The organism is Paenibacillus sp. P36 (assembly GCF_045866505.1).
GTDB classification, from domain to species: domain Bacteria; phylum Bacillota; class Bacilli; order Paenibacillales; family NBRC-103111; genus Paenibacillus_E; species Paenibacillus_E chondroitinus.
Genome location: NZ_AP038372.1, coordinates 3,102,172 through 3,122,774 on the forward strand (window position 1 = coordinate 3,102,172; position 20,603 = coordinate 3,122,774).

Annotated in this window: 20 protein-coding genes; 14 read left to right on the top strand and 6 right to left on the bottom strand. The window is 47.3% G+C overall.

What is annotated here, in order from left to right; translation table 11 throughout:
- Positions 1-112 precede the first annotated feature (112 nt).
- Entirely contained in the window at positions 113-604 is a 492-nt protein-coding gene (locus ACKTT9_RS13635; RefSeq protein ID WP_407872017.1) for a hypothetical protein, read from the top strand.
- 11 nt (positions 605-615) lie between these two features.
- Here the strand turns inward: ACKTT9_RS13635 and ACKTT9_RS13640 are convergent, their stop codons facing one another.
- From ACKTT9_RS13640 to ACKTT9_RS13660, 5 genes are all read right to left on the bottom strand, one after another.
- Positions 616-831 carry a hypothetical protein gene (locus tag ACKTT9_RS13640; RefSeq protein ID WP_157319815.1) on the bottom strand — a complete coding sequence of 72 codons (216 nt, stop codon included), beginning with the start codon at positions 829-831 and terminating at the stop codon, positions 616-618.
- A gap of 13 nt (positions 832-844) precedes the next feature.
- A complete protein-coding gene (locus ACKTT9_RS13645; protein ID WP_407872018.1) occupies positions 845-2,056 on the bottom strand; it encodes a threonine synthase in 1,212 nt (403 codons plus the stop codon).
- A 122-nt stretch (positions 2,057-2,178) separates the two neighbouring features.
- On the bottom strand, positions 2,179-3,297 hold the full coding sequence (locus ACKTT9_RS13650) for a Ger(x)C family spore germination protein (RefSeq protein WP_407872019.1): 1,119 nt from the start codon (positions 3,295-3,297) through the stop codon (positions 2,179-2,181).
- Positions 3,290-4,378 carry a GerAB/ArcD/ProY family transporter gene (locus tag ACKTT9_RS13655; protein WP_407872020.1) on the bottom strand — a complete coding sequence of 363 codons (1,089 nt, stop codon included), beginning with the start codon at positions 4,376-4,378 and terminating at the stop codon, positions 3,290-3,292. The genes ACKTT9_RS13650 and ACKTT9_RS13655 overlap by 8 nt, the downstream gene beginning before the upstream one ends.
- Before the next feature lie 11 nt (positions 4,379-4,389).
- Complete coding sequence (locus ACKTT9_RS13660; protein WP_407872021.1) at positions 4,390-5,793, bottom strand: spore germination protein; 1,404 nt, start codon at positions 5,791-5,793, stop codon at positions 4,390-4,392.
- A 169-nt stretch (positions 5,794-5,962) separates the two neighbouring features.
- Here ACKTT9_RS13660 and ACKTT9_RS13665 point away from each other — a divergent pair, with 169 nt between their 5' ends.
- Positions 5,963-6,871, top strand: a complete 909-nt coding sequence (locus tag ACKTT9_RS13665; RefSeq protein ID WP_407872022.1) for a DMT family transporter — start codon at positions 5,963-5,965, stop codon at positions 6,869-6,871.
- Between the two features lie 82 nt (positions 6,872-6,953).
- Here the strand turns inward: ACKTT9_RS13665 and ACKTT9_RS13670 are convergent, their stop codons facing one another.
- Entirely contained in the window at positions 6,954-7,322 is a 369-nt protein-coding gene (locus ACKTT9_RS13670) for a hypothetical protein (RefSeq protein ID WP_407872023.1), read from the bottom strand.
- A gap of 241 nt (positions 7,323-7,563) precedes the next feature.
- Between ACKTT9_RS13670 and ACKTT9_RS13675 the strand changes: the two genes are divergently transcribed.
- The 12 genes from ACKTT9_RS13675 to ACKTT9_RS13730 all read left to right on the top strand — a co-directional run bounded on the left by ACKTT9_RS13675 (position 7,564) and on the right by ACKTT9_RS13730 (position 20,589).
- Positions 7,564-8,208, top strand: coding sequence for a chromate transporter (locus tag ACKTT9_RS13675; RefSeq protein ID WP_127449484.1), 645 nt, complete (start codon positions 7,564-7,566; stop codon positions 8,206-8,208).
- 16 nt (positions 8,209-8,224) lie between these two features.
- Positions 8,225-8,767, top strand: a complete 543-nt coding sequence (locus ACKTT9_RS13680) for a chromate transporter (protein WP_127449486.1) — start codon at positions 8,225-8,227, stop codon at positions 8,765-8,767.
- A gap of 236 nt (positions 8,768-9,003) precedes the next feature.
- Entirely contained in the window at positions 9,004-9,618 is a 615-nt protein-coding gene (locus ACKTT9_RS13685) for a helix-turn-helix transcriptional regulator (RefSeq protein WP_407872024.1), read from the top strand.
- A gap of 28 nt (positions 9,619-9,646) precedes the next feature.
- Positions 9,647-10,438, top strand: coding sequence for a pyruvate, water dikinase regulatory protein (locus ACKTT9_RS13690; RefSeq protein WP_157320040.1), 792 nt, complete (start codon positions 9,647-9,649; stop codon positions 10,436-10,438).
- Positions 10,439-10,479: 41 nt separating this feature from the next.
- Complete coding sequence (gene glpX, locus ACKTT9_RS13695) at positions 10,480-11,442, top strand: class II fructose-bisphosphatase (protein WP_407872025.1); 963 nt, start codon at positions 10,480-10,482, stop codon at positions 11,440-11,442.
- 134 nt (positions 11,443-11,576) lie between these two features.
- Positions 11,577-12,260 carry a hypothetical protein gene (locus ACKTT9_RS13700; protein WP_407872026.1) on the top strand — a complete coding sequence of 228 codons (684 nt, stop codon included), beginning with the start codon at positions 11,577-11,579 and terminating at the stop codon, positions 12,258-12,260.
- Positions 12,261-13,562: 1,302 nt separating this feature from the next.
- Positions 13,563-14,645 (top strand): Gfo/Idh/MocA family protein, encoded by a 1,083-nt coding sequence (locus ACKTT9_RS13705; RefSeq protein WP_407872027.1) that lies wholly within the window; start codon positions 13,563-13,565, stop codon positions 14,643-14,645.
- A gap of 37 nt (positions 14,646-14,682) precedes the next feature.
- A complete protein-coding gene (locus ACKTT9_RS13710; protein ID WP_407872028.1) occupies positions 14,683-15,768 on the top strand; it encodes a Gfo/Idh/MocA family protein in 1,086 nt (361 codons plus the stop codon).
- Positions 15,769-15,882: 114 nt separating this feature from the next.
- Entirely contained in the window at positions 15,883-16,665 is a 783-nt protein-coding gene (locus ACKTT9_RS13715; RefSeq protein WP_407872029.1) for an SDR family NAD(P)-dependent oxidoreductase, read from the top strand.
- Positions 16,666-16,701: 36 nt separating this feature from the next.
- Positions 16,702-17,607 carry an LLM class flavin-dependent oxidoreductase gene (locus ACKTT9_RS13720; protein ID WP_407872030.1) on the top strand — a complete coding sequence of 302 codons (906 nt, stop codon included), beginning with the start codon at positions 16,702-16,704 and terminating at the stop codon, positions 17,605-17,607.
- Between the two features lie 481 nt (positions 17,608-18,088).
- A complete protein-coding gene (locus ACKTT9_RS13725; protein WP_157319831.1) occupies positions 18,089-19,435 on the top strand; it encodes an ABC transporter substrate-binding protein in 1,347 nt (448 codons plus the stop codon).
- 134 nt (positions 19,436-19,569) lie between these two features.
- Positions 19,570-20,589, top strand: a complete 1,020-nt coding sequence (locus ACKTT9_RS13730; protein ID WP_407872031.1) for a LacI family DNA-binding transcriptional regulator — start codon at positions 19,570-19,572, stop codon at positions 20,587-20,589.
- Positions 20,590-20,603: the final 14 nt, after the last annotated feature.

The following is a 20,603-nucleotide window of genomic DNA, read 5'->3' on the forward strand; positions in this document are numbered from 1 at the left end:
CCTGGTGGGGATCTATGATCTTCCTGCCAGGCTTTTTTACCGTATCAGAGCGGGTCTAGGATGATAGGTATCCGAATAAGATAATAAGAGATAATTCGAAGAGGTGATGAAGGTGGGAACTCGTCTATTATCGGAGCAGTTGGTGAAAAAGCGTTTTCCGCATTTGAGATATGTACGAATTCATACGCCGGAAAAGCATAAAGCGACGATCTATGCCTGGAATGAAGATTTGAAGTTGTCGGAAAAGGATGCTGAGAGCCTGCAACGTTATGCAAGCGCTTACTTGTATCCTTATGTTAGCTATCAAGTGAAAGCTTATAACTTGGTGCAAACGGATAAAGTCCCGCTGCCGCAGGACATTCCGGAAGCTGTTGTTCAAACGGCAAAACGCAGGAATTTAAACCAACATGGCATTATTGAGGCCATTAATCGGCTATTTCCGTGCGGTCATTTATCGTTTGTCCACTATGATGCCGCGGAGAGCTTGATTTATTTTGATTTTCATGCCGACCGACATCTTCAGAATCGTGAGAAGGAAGCTATGTACAAGTATTTAAATGAAATTATTCCATTGGGATCTTATTGCGAAGTGACTTTTTATTAATAGCTTCATTGTCAATCTTCTTTAATGCGAAATTCGCTTTCTTCCCGCAGATATGAGATTTCACCGATCTGTACTTCGAATGGCGTGTATTTTCTAATTTTGCCAACAGCGAGAAAAACCGGAATATCATCCGCCGTGCATTGGATCACGGCGACATTCGCTTGTGAGAGTGCCGCCGCAAATAATTGCATGTCCGTTATCAGTGTTTTGTTCAATTCGTTGTTCACCCCTGGCGCGTCCTTATCTCGTGATCCGTTCCTCCGGCTGCAAGACAGGAACCTGGACGTTTACGGTATCCGGATATTTAATGCCAGCCCCCGTGTTAAGCGCAATAACGCACTCATCTTCGGCGATCCAGCCGGATTGTTTCAGCTTTCTTGCGGCTGCGAACGTAGCTGCTCCCTCTGGGCACACGAATGCTCCCTCAAGCTCAGCGATTCGCTGTTGTTCTTTCAGCAGCTCCTCGTCATGAATGGAAATCGCGCATCCGCCGGTCGCATAGATGGCGTCCAAGACTAAGAAATCGCCAAGCGCTTTTGGAACATTAATGCCGAAGGCGACTGTCTTGGATTCCTGCCAAAATTCCGAAGCTTTCGCTTGATTTTCCCAAGCTTTGACGATAGGCGCACAGCCCTCTGCTTGTACAGAGACAAGCCGCGGCAATTTCCCTTGCACCCAACCCAAATCTTGCAGTTCCTGGAGCGCTTTATATATCCCGATCAATCCAACGCCTCCGCCAGTCGGGTACAAAATAACATCAGGAAGCTTCCAGTCCAGCTGCTCGGCGATTTCAAGTCCCATCGTCTTTTTGCCTTCGATGCGGTACGGTTCTTTGAGCGTAGAAGCATCGTAGAGGCTGTAGGATTTGACGAGATCGGCGACAATCCGCCCGGCATCGCTGATGAGACCGTTGACCAGATACAGATTGGACCCGGAAATCGCACATTCATTACGAGTAATGAGCGGAGCATCGACGGGCATGATGATCGTTGATTTCATTTTCGCTCTTGCAGCATATAAAGCCCACGCTGCGCCTGCATTGCCATTGGTCGGCATGGCAAGTTCCTTCACGCCCAGCTCCTTCGCTTTGGAGATGCCGACAGCTGCGCCTCTGGCTTTGAAAGAGCCGGTAGGCAGCAGGCCTTCGTCTTTCATGAGCAGACCGGGGATCTGCATATCAGCGCCGATACTGCGCATCGGAAGCAGCGGGGTAAAGCCTTCGCCAAGTGTAACGACATGCTCCGGCTGCATGACGGGCAGCAGTTCGCGATAACGCCAAAGGCTTGGTTCGCGGTCACGAAGCATGGCAGGAGTCAAGTGCTTGGCAATGCCTTCCATGTCATATGCGACTAAAAGCGGTGAGCCGCAGCTGCACAGCTGATGTTTGTCCTGGGCCGTATAACGCGTGTCACATTTCGGGCAAAAAAGATGAGATACATAACTATGCTTCATGGCTCAAGTCTCCTAAACGTTCAAATGTGGAAGTTGTCAGTTGTCTGAACCAACCTATGGACAATTACTTAGCCATCGTAATAGAAATGAAAGCAGCGTGTCAACGTAACATGAAAAGTTGTTTACCGTATCATCCCGTAGTCACGAATCCTGGTGTCTACTTCCACGCGGATATCCGCATGTGGATAGAGAGTTTCCCAATTCAGCTTCTTCCATTCGTCGTAACTCATACTGTTTCGGACATAAGTGCCAATTCCCAAGTTGTCCGCTCCTATGCGCTGTACTTGGCTAAGAATTGCTTGCATTTGTTCACGGATGGCTTTGGACAAATCTTGATTTAAGGCTTTTTGCTCATCAGCCTTTTTAAAGGTCGAAGCCCCTGTATACTCCAAAATAATACCGCTTAATCGAATTTGCATAACAATTTTTGGAGGAGCGCCTCCAGCTTGTTTCATAATAGACACTTTTCGTTTGGAAACAATGGAGCTAATCATCGCTCTTTCTTTTTGGCCAGACAATTGATCCATAAAACTGATATTGAATTCGGCATTATTAAGGTTATGATGCAGAATAGCGAACATCACCGTGTTCTCTTGACTGATCTTTCCAATGTAACGATCTTTTTTGAACAAGGCGATTCCATCTATTTCCACATTATCATTTTTTATCATGACCAGAGGTGCTGTGGGATCAATTCCATCGTCAAAATAATCGCGTGCGAAGCTGTAGAGTGTGACTTCAGGGACATCATGAATTTTGGCCTCTTGGGTTAGAAGCTGGTCAATGTGACTTCCGACTAAACTGATTTGAGCGTAGGAATGGGCTAACATGTCGACAGCGCTACCGTTTACAACGACGATTTTTAACCGCTCCCCAACCGTATAATCACGGCGGTAGGAGTCTAAAGCTTTCCATATGCCTTGTTTAGCTAGATCCTTCCCGAAAAGCATACTTCTCAATTGACCTGAAACAATGACTTTATCAATTTTGCGGGAGAAGTTACTCCTTCCTTCTTTGGGTGTAGAAGCTTTTGTCTGCAAGATATCTAATTGTGCGGAGTTCGCTTTTCCTGCTCGTGGGACCGATATAGCAATTGATAATTGCGTAGTGGATGGTTTTCCATTTTCATCATAATCAGGATCTAAAGCAACGGCATCGGACATGCCTAATTTCTCAATCCGTTGCTGCTGGGCACAACCTGTGAGACTGAATAGTATGACTAGAATAAACAAACTACGCATAATTTTGTCCTCTTCGATTGTTAATAAGAAGGATAGTAAGTAATGCAATGGGAAGAATGACAGCAACCGCTGCTTCTGCAACTCCAAATCTGAATATCCACGGCTCTGTTTCTTCGAGCGTTGTTGGTATGGCAAAGAAGGTAGCTGCTGCGAAAATAACTAAGACAACGTAGGGGATTGAACGGAATTTCGTTGCTGGAAAAAGCCGTCTGAGCGTTTCAGCGGACGCCCAGGCGAACATGGCATTCGAAACAATAACTCGTAAGAGGGAGAGATTGAATACGAGATCGTCCACTCGTTTCACAAAGGGAAGCTCCACGTAGGATAGCAAATTCAACACAGGAAACTTCATATGTTGAAGCTGATGCAAGCTGAAAAAGCCAAAGGAAATAAAGCTAACTAAAATATAGCTAGCGGTTGTAATGAGATTAGCGATTTGAAAGCTACGCATTAAGTGTGATTTTTCATCTACATAGGGAAATAGAAGAAGACAAAGTTCATAACCTAGAAATGCTGAATAAATTTGGAACCATCCCTTTAGAGTATGATCAACTTCCTTAAACCAAAAAGGAGTCATTCGTGATAAATCAAAGTCTTTGCGAGCATAGAACAAAAGTAGGAAATTGCAAGTTAACAAAAAGTAAGCGATAACAGCCGTATTGGAGATAGAAAAAATTCCTTTGGATAAAAGTAAAAATACAAGCAGCTCAAGCAGCAGATATAAGTAAATCGGGGGGAGTGAACGGAAGGATAAAGAAGTAATAATGAGAATGAATTCTTTAGCAATCAGACTGCCCAGAATAGCCCATAATGCAGCCATTAGACAAAAAAATGGAAGGATAATGAAGTTAGGTAATGCAGACTTCGTGATATCGAAGATGGATTTCCCTTGTCCGAACCGATAGACCAAGGAGATCAAGATAAGATTGCAAGAAGCGACGGCTGAACAGATGAGCAGAGCAGCCCACCCGTTTGTCCCCATATTTTCTGCTAACAGACGGGGGAGACTGAATACGACGACACCGGTCTGGATGAAGTTGGCTAGAATGGTGGTCTGAAAAAAAGGGAGCTTTGCCCGCATGAGTAACTCCTTCATTTACCTGATTTATTGGGGGTGAATTTTTTTAATTTAGCCAAAATTTGCACGGGAGCTCGAATAATCTGATCTAACCAACGACTGGGTTGCGATGGTGCTATAGGTGACAAATAAGATAGATCAAACATATGTAAACTGGAAAGTTGAACGATCAAGAATCCGAGGCCGAAAACTAGACCGAAATTTCCCAATATACCAGCCAACAGAATGATACCAAATCGCATTATCCGAATGGAAGCGCTCATGATATAGCTAGGGATGGCGAAGGAGGCTATGGCCGAAATCGCTACAGAGATAATGAGGATATTGCTTGTTACACCAGCTTGAACAGCTGCTTGACCGATGACGATTCCCCCAACAGTCCCAATCGTAGATCCGATTTTGGTGGGTAAGCGTGCCCCTGCTTCACGAAGAAGCTCAATGGTCATCTCCATGAAAATGGCTTCTACCAGCGGTGAAAAAGGCACTCGATTACGGGATTCCATTAAGTTCAGCAACAGCGATGGCGGAATCATCTCATAATGATAAGTGACAAGCGAGACATAGGATGCGGTGAAGCTAAGCGTAATGAACAAGGCAATAAGTCGTAATATACGAACGGCAGAGGCGACGGGCCACGGTTGATAATAATCGTCAGGTGACATGAAAAATTCAACAAAGGAAGTTGGGGTACTGAAGGCTGCTTGACTCCCCTCAAGCAGCCCAACAATTTTGCCGCTGATCAGTTTATTCGCGATGAGATCAGGCCGCACGCTGGTTAAGATTTGCGGTGCCAAGGAGTACTTGCTAGGGCTTAAATATTGAACAAGGATATTTGTTTCATTGATGATAGGAATATCGAGCTTTTCTATCATCTCGCTTAACTGCTGCACGTGAGACGAATCTGCAAGGCCGTCCAAATAAAGGAGATTTAACGATGTGCCTGTTTTGCTGCCAATTGTGAAGGCAAGCACTTTGAGTGACGGATCCTTGATGCGTCTGCGAATTAAAGACAGATTTGTGCGAAGTGATTCGGTGAAAGAGTCCATTGGACCACTAATGACACTTTCCGTCTCTGAGCTTTGTATCGTTCGTGATTCAGGCGCGTATGCTTCATACAAATAAGCACTATGATTATAAAAAATAGCGATACAACCGTTCAGAATATCATGAACGATTTCGTTCACTTGAAGTTTCTGCTTGAAGGAAGAATTGCTAAGGATCGCAGCCATCGTGACTTCAGGTTGATTGAGCAGATTCAAGACATCATTTCTTAGAGCTTCTGAACGGACAAGATAACTGAAATAAACCAAATCGACCTGATGAAGCGGGAAGTGTTGATTCGTCAAGTCAGAACAATCACAGAGTGTTTGCAAGGTTTGCTCTAGCAGGCTGATCTCCGTTATCTCTTCGCTGCTCATCCGTGTAGATCTCCTTTAGTCATTTCACAATATTTCCATACGTTAGTATGTATCTTCCGCCAATTAGTTATTCGATATTATGGGGGACATCGTCCCTAGGCGTGCGTCATATGTTATCATGTATAAGGGCATGACCCGATGATGGATTTGCAAAGGAGTTTGATCCCGCATGATACGACAATCCCCCTACATACTTTTAGTGCTCGCCACTTGCATATGGGGAGGCAACTTTGTGGCCGGTAAAGCGCTCGTCGAGCATATCCCGCCCATAACGTTAGCAGCATTGCGCTGGGGCATTGCTTTTCTGCTGCTTCTACCTTTCTATGGCAAGCAAACTTGGCGACTTAGGACTGAATTTCTACGGAATTGGAAAATGCTCTTGTTCTTGTCTGCAACGGGCGTTGCTGGATTTAACACATTGACTTATGTCGCGGTTCAATATACAGGTTCCATTAACGCTTCACTCATGAACTCTGCGACACCGATACTTGTGGTAATTCTGACATGGTTGGTAATGCGAGAAAAACTAGCTTGGACAGCGTTGCCTGGCATTCTTATTTCAATGGCCGGGGTGAGTTGGATCATTAGTCGAGGGAGCTTGTCAGCGCTGCTTCATCTGTCTTTTAATAAAGGCGACTTGCTGATGCTAACGGCTGTTCTATGTTGGGCTCTTTATTCTGTAGGCATGAAAAAAGTAGCGGGACGATTTCCCTCCAGCCCCTTGCTGCTGGCGCAGGTCGTCGTCGCTTTGCTCTTGCTAATTCCGCTTTCAATAACGGAATTGGCGGTGAAATCCCCGCAGATTGCTTGGAATTCAGCGCTTATCTCAGGACTCATTTATATCGGATTATTCGCTTCAATCATAGCTTTCCTAAGCTGGAATCGAGCCATCGAAATCCTGGGGCCCCAGCGCTGCGCGGGTTTTCTGAACTTTATCCCGATGTTCAGCGCGATCTTTGCAACGGCTTTTACCGGCGAATCACTGAAAATGTATCATTTCTTGGGGGCGATACTAATCGTGGCCGGGGTCTATATCACGAATTATGCCATGAAAAAGCGGCAAACAAATGCTGCATAAAAAAGAGCTCGCCGATGTTGATGTCGACAAGCTCTTTTTTCATTAATGCATACGCCCTCTCTTGATGGAGGGAACTCTTTGCTTACTCATCTAATTCCTCCAGATGCCCATGGTTCCGGCGAATGATTTCAGCGGCACCTGAATAATCGGCATACGCGACTTTGGCTGTGAGCACATAATGAAGTGCAGTGGTGTCACGGTCGCTCGCATAATCGGAAGAGTTGGCAGCTGCAGTCGGCAGCGTACCAACCATCGCATAACTGTTGTTCATGTTGGCTTCACTTACCAAACCACCACCATCCAAGATGGGAAGCAGCAATCGTCCGCTGCCGTTATATCCGCCCTCCAGTGATCCAACCTCGAGCATTTCCGGATTGTATTTCATCAGCAATACTTTTGCATCCTCCGCTTGATTTTCCGTGTGAAAATACGCTTGAATGATTCGGCTCATGATTCATCCTTCCTTTCAATTGGATTAGGTGTGCTTATGTTAGGCTTACCCCAATTATTCTGAAAGCTGACCTTTATACCAAAATAAATTAAACTTACATTTTTAATCGGGATGATCGGGATTGAAATAAACATCCGTCCTGCATTATAAGGGGGATTTAGAGAGCGGATTAGTAAAAATGATTGGACATTCTTCGTTCTTTAGTTCAAAATAGAATTAAGTGCAGGGGAGGTCAACCAACATGCCAACAAACAACTTTCGTAAATTAATAAGCATCTTCTGGACATTTCTGCGGATCAGCCCACTTACATTTGGCGGCGGTTATGCTATGCTGCCTGCTATTCACCGGGAAGTAGTTGAGACGAACGGGTGGATGTCAGATGATGAGATGACAGAACTTCTTGCCATTTCCGGAGCAGCTCCGGGCGGCGTAGGCGTGAATGTTTCGGCCTTAGTCGGTTATCATTTGGCAGGAATTCGAGGAGCCGTAGCAGCCGTCATCGGCATTACGCTTCCTACGTTTATCATTGTAATGCTCCTTAGTATGGTTTACGCAATTCTCCAGAGTTATCCGAAAATGCAAGCTATCATGGAAGGGATTCATGCTGCAATTGTCGGACTGATCGCAGCAGCTGCCTACAAAATGGCGAAGTCATCGATTATCGATAAAATGACACTTTTTACAGCCATAGCAACCGTACTCGTCCTGCTTTTCATCCCGATATCACCGATCTTAGTGATTGGCTCCGGTTTTGTGGTCGGAATTGCTGTCGTTTTCTTGAAACAAAAATGGGGAATGAAAGATCCATTCGCAAGCAAAGAAACGAAATCGCAAGCGCCAATGACCAACCGGGCCGCAGATTATTTCATTGCTGACGGGATATGAGGGAAGGTGAAAAAGCGTGTTATTCAGTTTATTTCTTACTTTTTTTAAGATTGGATTTATCTCCTTCGGCGGCGGATATGCAATGATGCCGGTCATCCAGCACGAGGTGAGCAAGAACAATTGGCTTTCAGATGAAGCTTTTAACCAAGTGGTGTCTTTGGCGGGGTCAGGCCCAGGACCGATTGCGACGAATTGTGCCACACTAATTGGCTTTCAGACGGCTGGCGTGATGGGGGCTATTGCGGCAACGCTAGGCATGGTGCTTCCGTCTCTTTTATTAATTATTTTATTAGCAGCTTTCTTGTATAAATGGCATCATAATAAGTGGTTTAAATCTTCTTTCTATGGCTTGAAACCTGTCGTCACCGGTTTAATTATTTTTGCGGCGATACACTTCGGCATGGCAGGCTGGGGGGAAGCGAAACTGCCGGTTACCTGGCAGCAGATCGCTACGATTTTAATTTCCATCGGTGCTTTCATGGGGATTGTCAAATATAAGCTGCATCCATTTATTATCATTGTAGGCGCGGGCATTATGGGCATCGTCTTTTTCCAATAGCTGTATAGAAAAGCTCTCTTTTATTCCTCCGGGAAGTAGAAAGGGGGCTTTTTTATATGTTAAAAAATGAACGGAGCGTGTCCAAAAATGATAAGAAATTATTTTATGTGCTATAAAACAATGTTATTTTCCTTTTTTATGCTATATAATATACAATATATAATAAATAGAACACACTATATAGGTGGTTTTGAATTGTTTAGGAGGGAAACATCATCGAGCTGACATCCCGCCAGTTGGAAATTATTGATCTTGTGGGCAAGCATGCCCCGATTACGGGTGAACGCATCGCTGAGCTTTTGGGCATTAGCCGCCCGACGATTCGTTCGGACTTGGCTGTTTTGGTGATGCTTGGGCATATTGATGCCAAACCGAAAGTCGGCTATTTTCTTGGAAAAGCTGCGCTTGAAGTGAATTCGCCATTTAAGCATATTGAAGCGATGAAGGTCAAAGAAGTTATGGGCATTCCCGTTGTGCTCAGGGAAACCGTTACGGTCAGCGATGCTGTCGTGACACTTTTTCTCGAAAACGTAGGAAGTTTAATGATTGTAAATCAACAGGGGGCTTTAGTAGGTATCGTCTCACGAAAGGATCTGCTGAAGGTGACATTAGGGCAGTCCGCCGCTAACACAATGCCTGTTTCGCTCGTTATGACCAGACATCCGAACATTGTTACGGTGCACCCGGAAGATAGCGTATTAGAAGCTGCTAGGAAAATGATTCATCATCAAGTCGACGGATTGCCCGTCGTTAAGCCGGCAACGCCTGATCAGGAATATGAAGAAGTAATTGGCCGAATTACGAAAACGACGATGACCAAACTGCTGCTTGAAGTAGCGCTGGGGATTTAAATCAGGAGGAGTGCAAGTGGGAGAAAAGATGCATACGATTTTCGTTTGTTCGGATTCTGTGGGGGAAACGGCGAATACCGTCGTACAAGCAACAATCCGCCAATTTAATGCAAGCCAAGTGCAGGTCAAACGCTTCGGATCCATCCGAACCGAAGACGAAGTGCGCTCCTTAGTGGAAGAAGCATCGAAAGTAAACGGTTTTATCGCCTACACCCTTGTTCTTCCCGAACTTAGGGAGATGATGCGGCAGGAAGCGATTCGACTTAGCGTCAATGCGATTGACATTATGGGACCTATGATGCAGGCATTCATTGATACGTTCAAAGATTCGCCGAAGCGCAAAGTAGGCTTGCTCTACCAGATGGATGAGCAGTATTACCAGCGGGTTGAAGCGGTTGAGTTCACGGTAAATAGTGACGATGGCAAAGATCCCAGCGCGATGAGACACGCCCATATTGTCCTGCTCGGGCCTTCCCGCACCTCCAAAACACCGCTTAGCATTTATTTGGCGCATAAAGGAAATAAGGTGGCCAATTACCCGCTTGTTCCCGAGGTAAAGCCACCCGCCATTATATATGAATTAGATCCTAAGAAATTAATTGGTTTAACGATGAATCCTGATCATCTGGTACGCATTCGAACAGAACGCTTGAAAGCAGTAGGGCTTCCCTTTGGCGCCAAATATGCGACCGGGGAGCGGGTCAAAGAAGAGTTGGCTTTTGCGATGAAATTGTATCGAGATCTCGGCTGCCGCATCATCGATGTGAGTGAGAAGGCGATCGAAGAGACAGCAGGACTTATTTTAGCCGACAGAACGTAAACGCACAAAACAATTCCAAAGTAGAAAGGGTGAATGGATGTATGCAAAGAGATTTGTCACTGGAAATTGTTCGGGTTACAGAATATGCTGCTTTGGCGTCCGCTCGGTGGACTGGAAAAGGGAATAAACATAGCGCTGACGAAGCGGCAACATCTGCCATGCGTTCTATTTTTAGCTCCATTCCATTTCGGGGAACTGTTGTCATCGGAGAAGGTGAGATGGACGAAGCGCCCATGCTCTATATTGGCGAGCCAGTGGGCAGCGGTGTTGGTCCTGAATATGATGTGGCTGTAGATCCGCTGGAAGGTACGGATATCGTAGCTAGCGGCAGAAACAATGCGCTTTCCGTTGTAGCCATTGCGGAGAAAGGGAATCTGCTGCATGCTCCAGATATGTATATGGAAAAGCTCGCCGTCGGTCCCCGACTGGCCGGTCATCTCCGGTTAGAGGATCCACTCGATGTGACCGTATGCAAAGCTGCGGAGCTGCTGCAAAAGGATGTAACGGAGCTAACCGTCTCGATTTTGGATCGCAAACGGCATGCCGACAAAATTTTAATTCTGCGCACGCTAGGCGTTAAAATTCATTTGCTCAGTGATGGCGATGTGGCGGGAGCGATGGCGACCGCATTTCCCGAAACGGGCATCGACCTGCACGTGGGTTCGGGAGGCGCGCCGGAAGGCGTACTTGCCGCGGCCGCGCTGCGTTGTATGGGCGGCGAGTTCCAGGGTCGGCTTCTTCCGGAGGATGATGCGGAGATCGCTCGCTGCTTGGCTATGGGGATCACGGATCCCTCCAAAGTGTTGAGCATGCGTGATCTCGTCGGAGAATCCGATATTTACTTTGCCGCGACAGGCGTTACCACCGGGGATTTCTTAAGCGGTGTGAAGTATCAATTCGGCGGCCGCGCCGAGACTCACTCGGTCGTTATGAGAGCTGAAACGCAAACCGTGCGTTTCATTCATTGCGTCCATCAGACGCAGGTGTATCTTGGGAGCGCCTAAGGCGTAAGGAAGACCATGTATGTCAACTTGGGTTGAGATGCATGGTCTTTTGTTATTCTTGCCATTAGTATTCATGGGCCAAGTCCACAGTCGCATATACTTTAGCTGAGAATGATGCGAAAAGAGGGATAACCATGAGCATGAACAATATTGATTTCCTTGCCGTCGTCCGGAGCTGCATACCTCAAGAAGCTGAGATCGTGCAGCTGCAGCAGCAGGGGAATCCCGCGGCAATCTTGTATGCGGACGTTGATGGTGACGGCACTCCCGAAATCACGGCTATGTATAGATTCTTAGACAACCAGTACCTGTTCTCGATCAAAGACTATTCCGGAAACTGGTTTCCTATTGCATCTGCAGCTACGGGAGGAGTCAGGGAAGTGACGGATTTTGCGGCAGCGCCTGTTTCACGTAGACAGGGCTGGGATATCCTTATCGGCTGGCGGCAGGAGGGCACAAGCTCAGGTTCAGGCTCTGAGCTTGACATTATTCAATGGACGTCAAGCGGCTTTCAGCGGATGATTCCGCCGGGAACGACTTATGATCATTTGGAGATTGAGGATATGCCGACCCGAGACGGGAAAGACGGCTTATGCGAGCTCGCGCTTTGGGTGAAAGAGCAGAATCAAGCGTACCAAGTGCAGACGTACCGCTGGGATCCATACCGGCTTGTTCCGACGCAGGACGTTCATCCCTATTATTTCCAACGAGTCAGCCGCTACTATGAGGACTTAGTGCGCAATCATCCGGATGAGCCGGCTTACCGGAGCCTTCTGGAGGATGCGAAGAAGAAGGTTGGCGGCGAAGGTGGCGCGTAAGCAGGAAGATGGTGGAAATGTCTGGATCGGGAGTAGTAGGCGATAGGAAACGGCGTATTTCTGTGATGGGCTGCCTCAAAAGTAGAGATATCTACTGGGGCAGCTCTATTTGCGTTTTGTAGCGCAGGCGGAGCTAAAAGGAAGTAATAACACCGCCCCACCAATAATTTAACTAGTTAAAGTGCCCCGAATCCCACCAGTAGTACCTCTCCCGTCGCCTCTCTCTATGCAGCTACTGATCTGTTACGGACCCAGCAGCCCCGAATTCCACCAATAGTACCTCGCCCGCAACCTCTCCCCATGCAACTACTGATCTGTAACGGACCCAGCAGCCGTTATTTGGCCAAATCTGGATGAATTTGAGGGCTAACGGACTGAGGCGTCGTTATTTATGGATTTTGTCGCTGTTTTAGGCAAGTTCACGCCTAATAACGACTCTGGAGTCCGTTAGCTGCAAAATCTCTCTCAAAAGCAGCAAATAGCGTCAACTCAGTCCGTTAGCCGACAACAGGAGGCAAGCGGGACTGAGTAGAAAAGTAAATAGCCAACTAGTTAAAGTGCCACGAATCGCACCAATAGTACCTCGCCCGGCACCTCCCCCTATGCAACTATTGATCTGTAACGACCCAGCATCCCCGAATCCCACCAATAGCACCTCTCCCGCCACCTCTCCCCATGCAACTACTGCACTGTTACGGACCCAGCAGCCGTTATTTGGCCAAATCTGGCTAAATTTACGGGCTAACGGACTGAGGTGCCGTTATTTATGGATTTTGACACTGTTTTAGGCAAGTTCACGCCCAATAACGACTCTGGAGTCCGTTAGCTGCAAAATCTCTCTCAAAAGCAGCAAATAGCGTCAACTCAGTCCGTTAGCCGACAAACAATTCATGCTCGCAGGAGGCAAGCGGGGCTGAGTAGAAAGTAAAATAGCTAACTAGTTAAAGTACCACGAATCCCACCAGTAGTACCTCGCCCGCCACCTCCCCCTATGCAACTACTGATCTGTTACGGACCCAGCAGCCGTTATTTGGCCAAATTCGGCTGGATTTGAGGAATAACGGACTGAGGTGCCGTTATTTCACCCTCAAAATGACGGCTTCAATCCTGATTTGGAAGGGGGAATCCACTCCATGAATGCCCATTCAACGGCATGAAAAAGATAAGCCATTTCTTCGCGCAAATATGCGATGTCGCAATTTCTTATCTTTTTTGTCCTAATGTTAGACTAAAAATCCTATTATTCCTATGCTACATTTATGTAGGATGTCTTAATATTACATGTAGCGATGAGGTAATGAGATGAGCAAAACATTGAAAATCGGCATTATTGGCGGCGGCGGTATTGCTGGCGCGCATGTAAGAGCCTACCGGGAGCTGGCTGATGTAGAGATTGTAGCGGTTGCAGATGCTGTACCTGGCAAAGCGGCGCAATTTATTGATTTCTGGCAGCTTACATCGGCGCAAGCCTTTGACGATTACCGACAGTTGCTGGAGTTAGATCTTGATGGAGTAAGTATTTGCACGCCAAATGTGGCTCACCACCGAACAACGGTAGATGCCTTGCTGGCAGGCAAAAACGTCATGCTGGAAAAGCCGATGTCCGTTACGTTGGATGAAGCGGTAGAAATGGCGCAAACGGCGAAAAAGACAGGCTTCATGCTCAATGTTGGTTTCCAACCGAGGTATGATCCGAACATGAAAACCATTCAAGATGTGGTTCAGTCCGGTCAACTGGGCAAAGTGTACTACGTAGAGACTGGCGGCGGACGTCGTAGAGGGATGCCTGGCGGCACATTTATCTCCAAGGAAATCGCAGGTGCCGGTGCAATGGCCGATATCGGCTGCTACTCGCTTGATATGGCGCTTAATGCGATGGGATATCCGAAACCGCTTACCGTATCCGCTTACAGTTCTAACTATTTTGGTACAAACCCTTTGTATCATAAAGAAGCAGCGCGCTTCGATGTAGAAGACTTCGGTGTTGCGATGATCCGATTTGAAGGGGATCTCGTGCTGAATTTCAAAATCTCATGGGCGATGCACATGGACACATTAGGGCCGACTCTGTTCCTGGGAACCGATGGCGGACTTAAAGTGACGCCTGCCGGAAAAGGCCCATGGAGCGGTGTGTTTGATGGATCTGTTGGATCTATCACGTACTTCCATGATGTTCTTGGACACCATACCGAAAGTCAAATCCCGATCATCGATCATAATAAAAATTTGTTTAACGAAAAAGTTCGCGATTTTGTTGAAGCGGTTCGCGACGGCAAGCCTGCACCAATTCCTGGTGAGCAAATCGTCCGCAATCAAGCGATTATTGATGGTATTATTCGCTCCTCGCTTCTGAAACGTGAAGTCACCATTGAACTTCCTAATTAATTCACAATAAAATTCAACTTACTTTGGAGGTAATCTTATGTCACGTATTTTCCGTATTGGTATCATTGGTTGTGGTGGAATTGCAAACGGTAAGCATTTGCCAAGCTTGAGCAAGCTGAAAAATATTGAAATTGTCGCATTCTGTGATATCGTTAGCGAGCGCGCAGAGAAGGCGGCTGACAAATACGGCGCAGAGGGCGCTACCGTTTATGAAGATTACAAAGAATTACTAGCAGATGCTACGATTGATATCGTGCATGTTCTTACTCCGAATGACTCGCATGCGGAAATTGCTATTGCAGCAATGGAAGCTGGCAAGCATGTCATGTGTGAGAAACCGATGGCGAAAACGGCAGCAGATGCGAAACGTATGGCTGAGACAGCTAAACGTACAGGCAAAAAGCTGACAATTGGCTACAACAACCGTTTCCGTCCGGACAGCCAGCATTTGAAACGCGTTTGTGAGCAAGGCGAGCTTGGGGAAATTTACTTCGCTAAAGCGCATGCGATTCGTCGTCGTGCAGTTCCGACATGGGGCGTATTCCTCGATGAAGAAAAACAAGGCGGAGGCCCGTTGATCGATATCGGAACGCACGCTTTGGACTTGACGCTTTGGATGATGGACAACTACAAACCGAAAGTTGTGCTTGGAACGTCCTACCACGAACTGTCTCAAAAAGAAAATGCCGCTAACGCATGGGGCCCGTGGGATCCAAGCAAGTTTACAGTGGAAGATTCCGCATTCGGGATGATCGTGATGGAAAACGGAGCGACTATTATGCTGGAATCCAGCTGGGCTCTGAACACGCTGGAAGTTGATGAGGCGAAGTGCTCGCTGAGCGGAACAGAAGGCGGCGCAGACATGAAAGGCGGACTTCGTATCAATGGCGAAAAACACAGCCGTTTGTATACAACGGAAGTTGATCTGAAAGCCGGCGGAGTTGCTTTTTATGATGGAGCCAAAGAAAGTGATGCGGATCTGGAAATGCGCACTTGGATCAAAGCGATTGAAACGGATGCAGAGCCTGTCGTGACTCCTGAGCAAGCCTATGTTGTATCGCAAATTTTGGAAGCTATTTATGAATCGGCACGCACAGGTAAAGCTGTATACTTGAATAACTAAAAAGTAGAAGAGAGGGGCTCATGCCTCTCTCTTTTTTTGCCATCATTTGAAAAAATGCTGCCAAAAAGAGTATGCTAGAACTACTCTGGTGTCTAAGAAAGGATGGATGTAAGGATGGATTTGGGCTTGAAGGGGAAAGTTGCCTTAATTACAGGCGGAAGCAAAGGAATTGGTTTGGCGACTGCGATCACGATGTCCCGCGAAGGGGCGAAGGTTGCTATTTGTGCTAGAAATGAGGAGCAGCTGCAAGAAGCTGCCAAACATATTGCCGGCTTGACGGAAAGCCGTGTACTAACGATTCAAGCGGATGTTATGTCAGAAGAAGATTGCAAGCGCGCTGTCGAGCTAACGGTTGAAGCATTTGGAGGCATTGATATTTTGGTTAATAATGCCGGGACTTCTGCGGCGAAACCTTTTGAACAGGTGGGAACGGAGGTTTGGCGGCAGGATTTGGAACTGAAGTTGTTCGGAGCGATTCATTGCTCCCGTTATGCGATTCCCTATATGAAGCAAGCTGGTGGCGGCTCCATTGTGAATCTGACGACGTCTGCGGCCAAGACTCCGCCGGCTTCCTCCCTGCCTACAAGTGTCAGCCGCGCAGCCGGACTGGCTTTGACTAACGCGATGAGCAAGGATCTTGCCGGAGACGGCATTCGCGTGAACACGGTTTGTATCGGAAAGATTCGCAGTGATCAGCTGGAAAAAGCTTGGAAGCGCGAGGCGCCTGAGCTCACTTGGGATGAGTATGCACGTGATGCAAGACACGCTATCCCGCTAGGCCGCATCGGACAAGCAGAGGAAGCAGCGAACGTGATTGCTTTCTTATCCTCGCAAGCAGCTTCGTACGTTACGGGGACTTCGGTCAATATTGATGGCGGCAAAGGCGAAGCTTTGTAAACTTGCATCGGTTCTGATTATGGAGGATACATTGGAATGAAGCTTAGTGTGTTAGATCTTGTTCCTGTCATAGCCCCGGCAGACGCCGGCGCAGCTTACGAGCAGGCTGTTATGCTCGCCAGGCAAGCTGAAAAATGGGGCTACTCGCGCTACTGGGTCGCTGAACACCACGACATGCCTGCGTTGGCTTGTACGGCGCCGGAGGTTTTCTTGGCGCATGTCGGCGCGAGGACGGAACGCATTCGCATCGGTTCAGGCGCGCTGCTGCTGCCGCATTATAAGCCGATGAAAGTGGCTGAAAGCTTTCATATGCTTGCTGCCCTCTACCCGGGCAGAATAGATCTTGGCATCGGGCGAGCGCCCGGTGGTTCAGCCAATGCCGCCATTGCGCTAAGCGGCAACTTCCTGGAAAACGTTCGGCAGCTGCCGGAAACGTTGAAGTCGTTAATGGCCTTGCTGGAAGGCCGATTTGAGTGCGAAGGCCAACCGGTAACGGCAAGGCCGGTGCCACCTGTTGCGCCGGAAGTGTGGATGCTCGGCACAAACATCAAAAGCGCGGCATTGGCGGCTGAACATGGAACTGGCTACGTATTCGGCCAATTTATGAGCGACAGCGATGCTTCTGAAGTAGTGCGTGGCTACAGGGAGAACTTTGTGCCATCCGCACAAGGGCAAGTCCCCCGCGTCATCATCGCGGTAGGTGTGGTCTGCGCCGATTCGGAGGAAGAGGCGCTGGCATTAGCAGCTGGTATGCCTTGGCTGCAAGGTGCAGAGTCCCAGCCCCAGCGCAGAATGCTCATCGGCACAGTAGCTAGCGTGCATGAGCAGTTGGAGCGGATCGCACGCGATTGTGAGGTCGATGAATTTCTTCTGGTCACGCCGATTGCAGATTATGAGCGGCGATTGCGTTCTTATGAGTTAATAAGTTCGATCATTTCATAACGGCAAAAAGGCTGCATCTCTAGTAGATCATCTACTGGAGAGCAGCCTTTATTCGTAGATAAGAAAGTATAAGTGTTATACTTTTGCTTCGCATCTACCTTGACAAACGCGTTCGTCCTAAAAGGACGACGAAGTCGTTTATCCTTGCTTATTTGCGAACCCTATAAGTCATGTTACGCGCGGCGTTTTCTACGTAAATACCAGACTAACATGGAAATGGCGTCCCGGATTGAAGCGGTTTGGTAGTACCTGAGTGTCAATGTCATAAGCAAGAAACCTCCCTAACCCTGAAAGAATGTCATGCATGAACAGTACTACGTAAAAAGTAGCGCGTTGGTTTTATTTTTTTTTAATATTTTTTTAACACTGTTTTTTAAACAAATACCTCTACTTTCTGGATTAAACTTTCCCCTAGAAAGTTGGATAATAAACATGTAAGCGTTATCCAAATTTGATCGGCTCACTTAGGGGAGGAATAGAGATGAAAAAAGTGTTCACTTTAGCTCTGTCGTTATCCATCATGTTTACTGCGGCAGCATGTTCATCAGGCACGAATACGCCAGCAGCACCTGCGGCAAGCGCGGAACCATCCAAAGCAGCAGCGGCTACAACAGCACCTAGCAAAGATCCAGTTAAGCTTCGCGTTGCTTGGTGGGGTGGGCAAGCGCGTCACGATTACACGTTAAAAGTGATCGAGATGTATGAGAAACAGAACCCGAATGTCAAAATTGAAGCGGAATACGCACCATTCGACGACTACTGGAAAAAGCTTGCTCCGCAAGCTTCAGCCAATCAGCTGCCGGATGTTATCCAGATGGATATCTCGTACTTGACCCAATACGGCGGGAAAAATCAGTTGGCTGATATGACGCCTTACACAAAAAATGGCCTGATCGACGTTTCCTCCATCTCCCCGAATAATATTTCCGGCGGTGAAGTAGGCGGTAAGTTAGTCGCGATGAACTTAGGGGTGAACGCGCTGGCGACGACGGTTGATGTGAATACGTTCAAGAGCTTAGGTATTCCAACACCAACTAAAGATTGGACTTGGGAGGATTATGATGCGGTTGCGGCAAAAGCGAAAGCTGGCGGCAAACAAATCGGCGGCTTTGCGCTTCACCATGAAGTCTTCTTCCCGTACTACCTGCGCACTGTCGATCAAAAAATGTATAACGCAGATGGGACGGCGCTTGGTTACACCGACGATAAACCGTTCATTGACTATTTCAAACGTTATCAAAAATGGTACGAAGCCGGCAATATCCTTTCCCTTGATAAAGAGTCACAGAAGAAAGGTGTAGCTGAGGAAGACGAAATTTTGCTGAACAACGCGGTAACCGGCAATGGTTGGTCCAATCAATTCTTGGCTGTTGCCAACTTGGTGAAAGACCGTCCGCTTGAGTTGCTCCCGCTTCCTGGACGCAACGGCAATAAAGGCTTGTTCTTGAAACCAAGTATGTACTTCTCCATTGCGAACAGCTCCAAGCAAAAAGAAGAAGCGGCGAAGTTCATCTCTTTCTTCGTGAACGATATTGAAGCCAACAAATTGATTAAAGGCGACCGTGGTGTACCAGTTTCTTCCAAAGTAAAAGATGCGCTCAAACCGCTGCTGTCCCCGAACGAAGTGAAAATCTTTGATTATGTCGCTTGGGCTGAACAAAACAGCTCCCAAATGGATCCTCCGAACCCGGTTGGTTCCATCGAAGTCGAGAAATTGCTCAAAGCTGCCAGCGAGCAAATCTTGTACAAGAAAACGAGCATAGAAGATGCTGCTGCGAAATTCCGCAAAGATGCTAACGCTGTGTTGGAAAAAAATAAAGCGAAGTAACTCTTCGTCAAAACGAGAGGCCGGAATTCCCTTAAAGTGAGGGAACCGGTCTTTTTTTCTCTTGACAGGTTAAACGTTTCACATTAAGCTATTAGAGTATGTTAAACGTTTAACAAAACGGAGTTGAAACAGGGATGACCAAGCCCAAACAAGTCACCATTGTAGAAGTGGCCGAAGCAGCAGGTGTGTCGATTGCCACCGTCTCCAATGTGTTGAATCGAGGTGGTATTCGCTCATCGAAAGAGACAATTCGCAAAGTCGAATTGGCTGCTGAACAACTGGGATATCGACGCAACACGATGGCAGCAGGTCTAAGCCGTAACAAAACTTATGAAATCGGTCTCATTATTCCAGCGATGGCCGGCTACTATGGACAGCTTGCCGAACATTTACAGATTGAAGCGCATCATGCGGGATACCACTTATCCGTTTTCTCTTCGGGAGGTTTTGACCCGGATATTGAACGAAGGCACTTGGAAGTTTTGCAGCAACGAAGAGTTGACGGGTTAATTTGCCATGGTTTAGCTATGGGCTTTGAAACGACGCGCTCTATCGTCAACAGCGGAACACCTTTGGTGCTGATCAATGGGTGGGGCTGGCCGGAGGACATCGCGACAGGAGCCGTGAATCTTGGATTTGCAGGAGCTTGCTTGCAGTCCGTCAAGGTGCTTGTCGATCATGGCTGCGAAGCGATCTGCTACTTAGGCAGCAAACGCTCGAAAGTGATCGATGAACAGCGTCTCATCGGGTTTAATGCCGGGATGGCGCAATTCGGTGGGGGTGTGTCCCAAGAAATTGTGGATACGATGGGCTTGGATATCGAGGCCTATCTGCGTGATCTTATGCAGCAGCATGCAAAGCCTGTTGGCATTGTCGCTTTCGACGATCATGTGGCATTGAGAGTGTTATCTGCGGCTAATAAGCTGCACATTGATATTCCGGGCCGGCTAAAATTAATTGGAATTAATAACGATTATATTGCGAAAGAAAGCTATCCTGGCATTTCAAGCTGGGACATTCCTTATATCGATCAAGCGCAAATGGCGATAAACAAGCTGATGCACAAGATTGGCAACAAAGCGGAGTCAGGCGAAGACCGCGAAATCGAGGTCCCGCTTACTTTTATAGAACGAGGAACAACCAAACTACAGTAAACGGAGTGAATCAT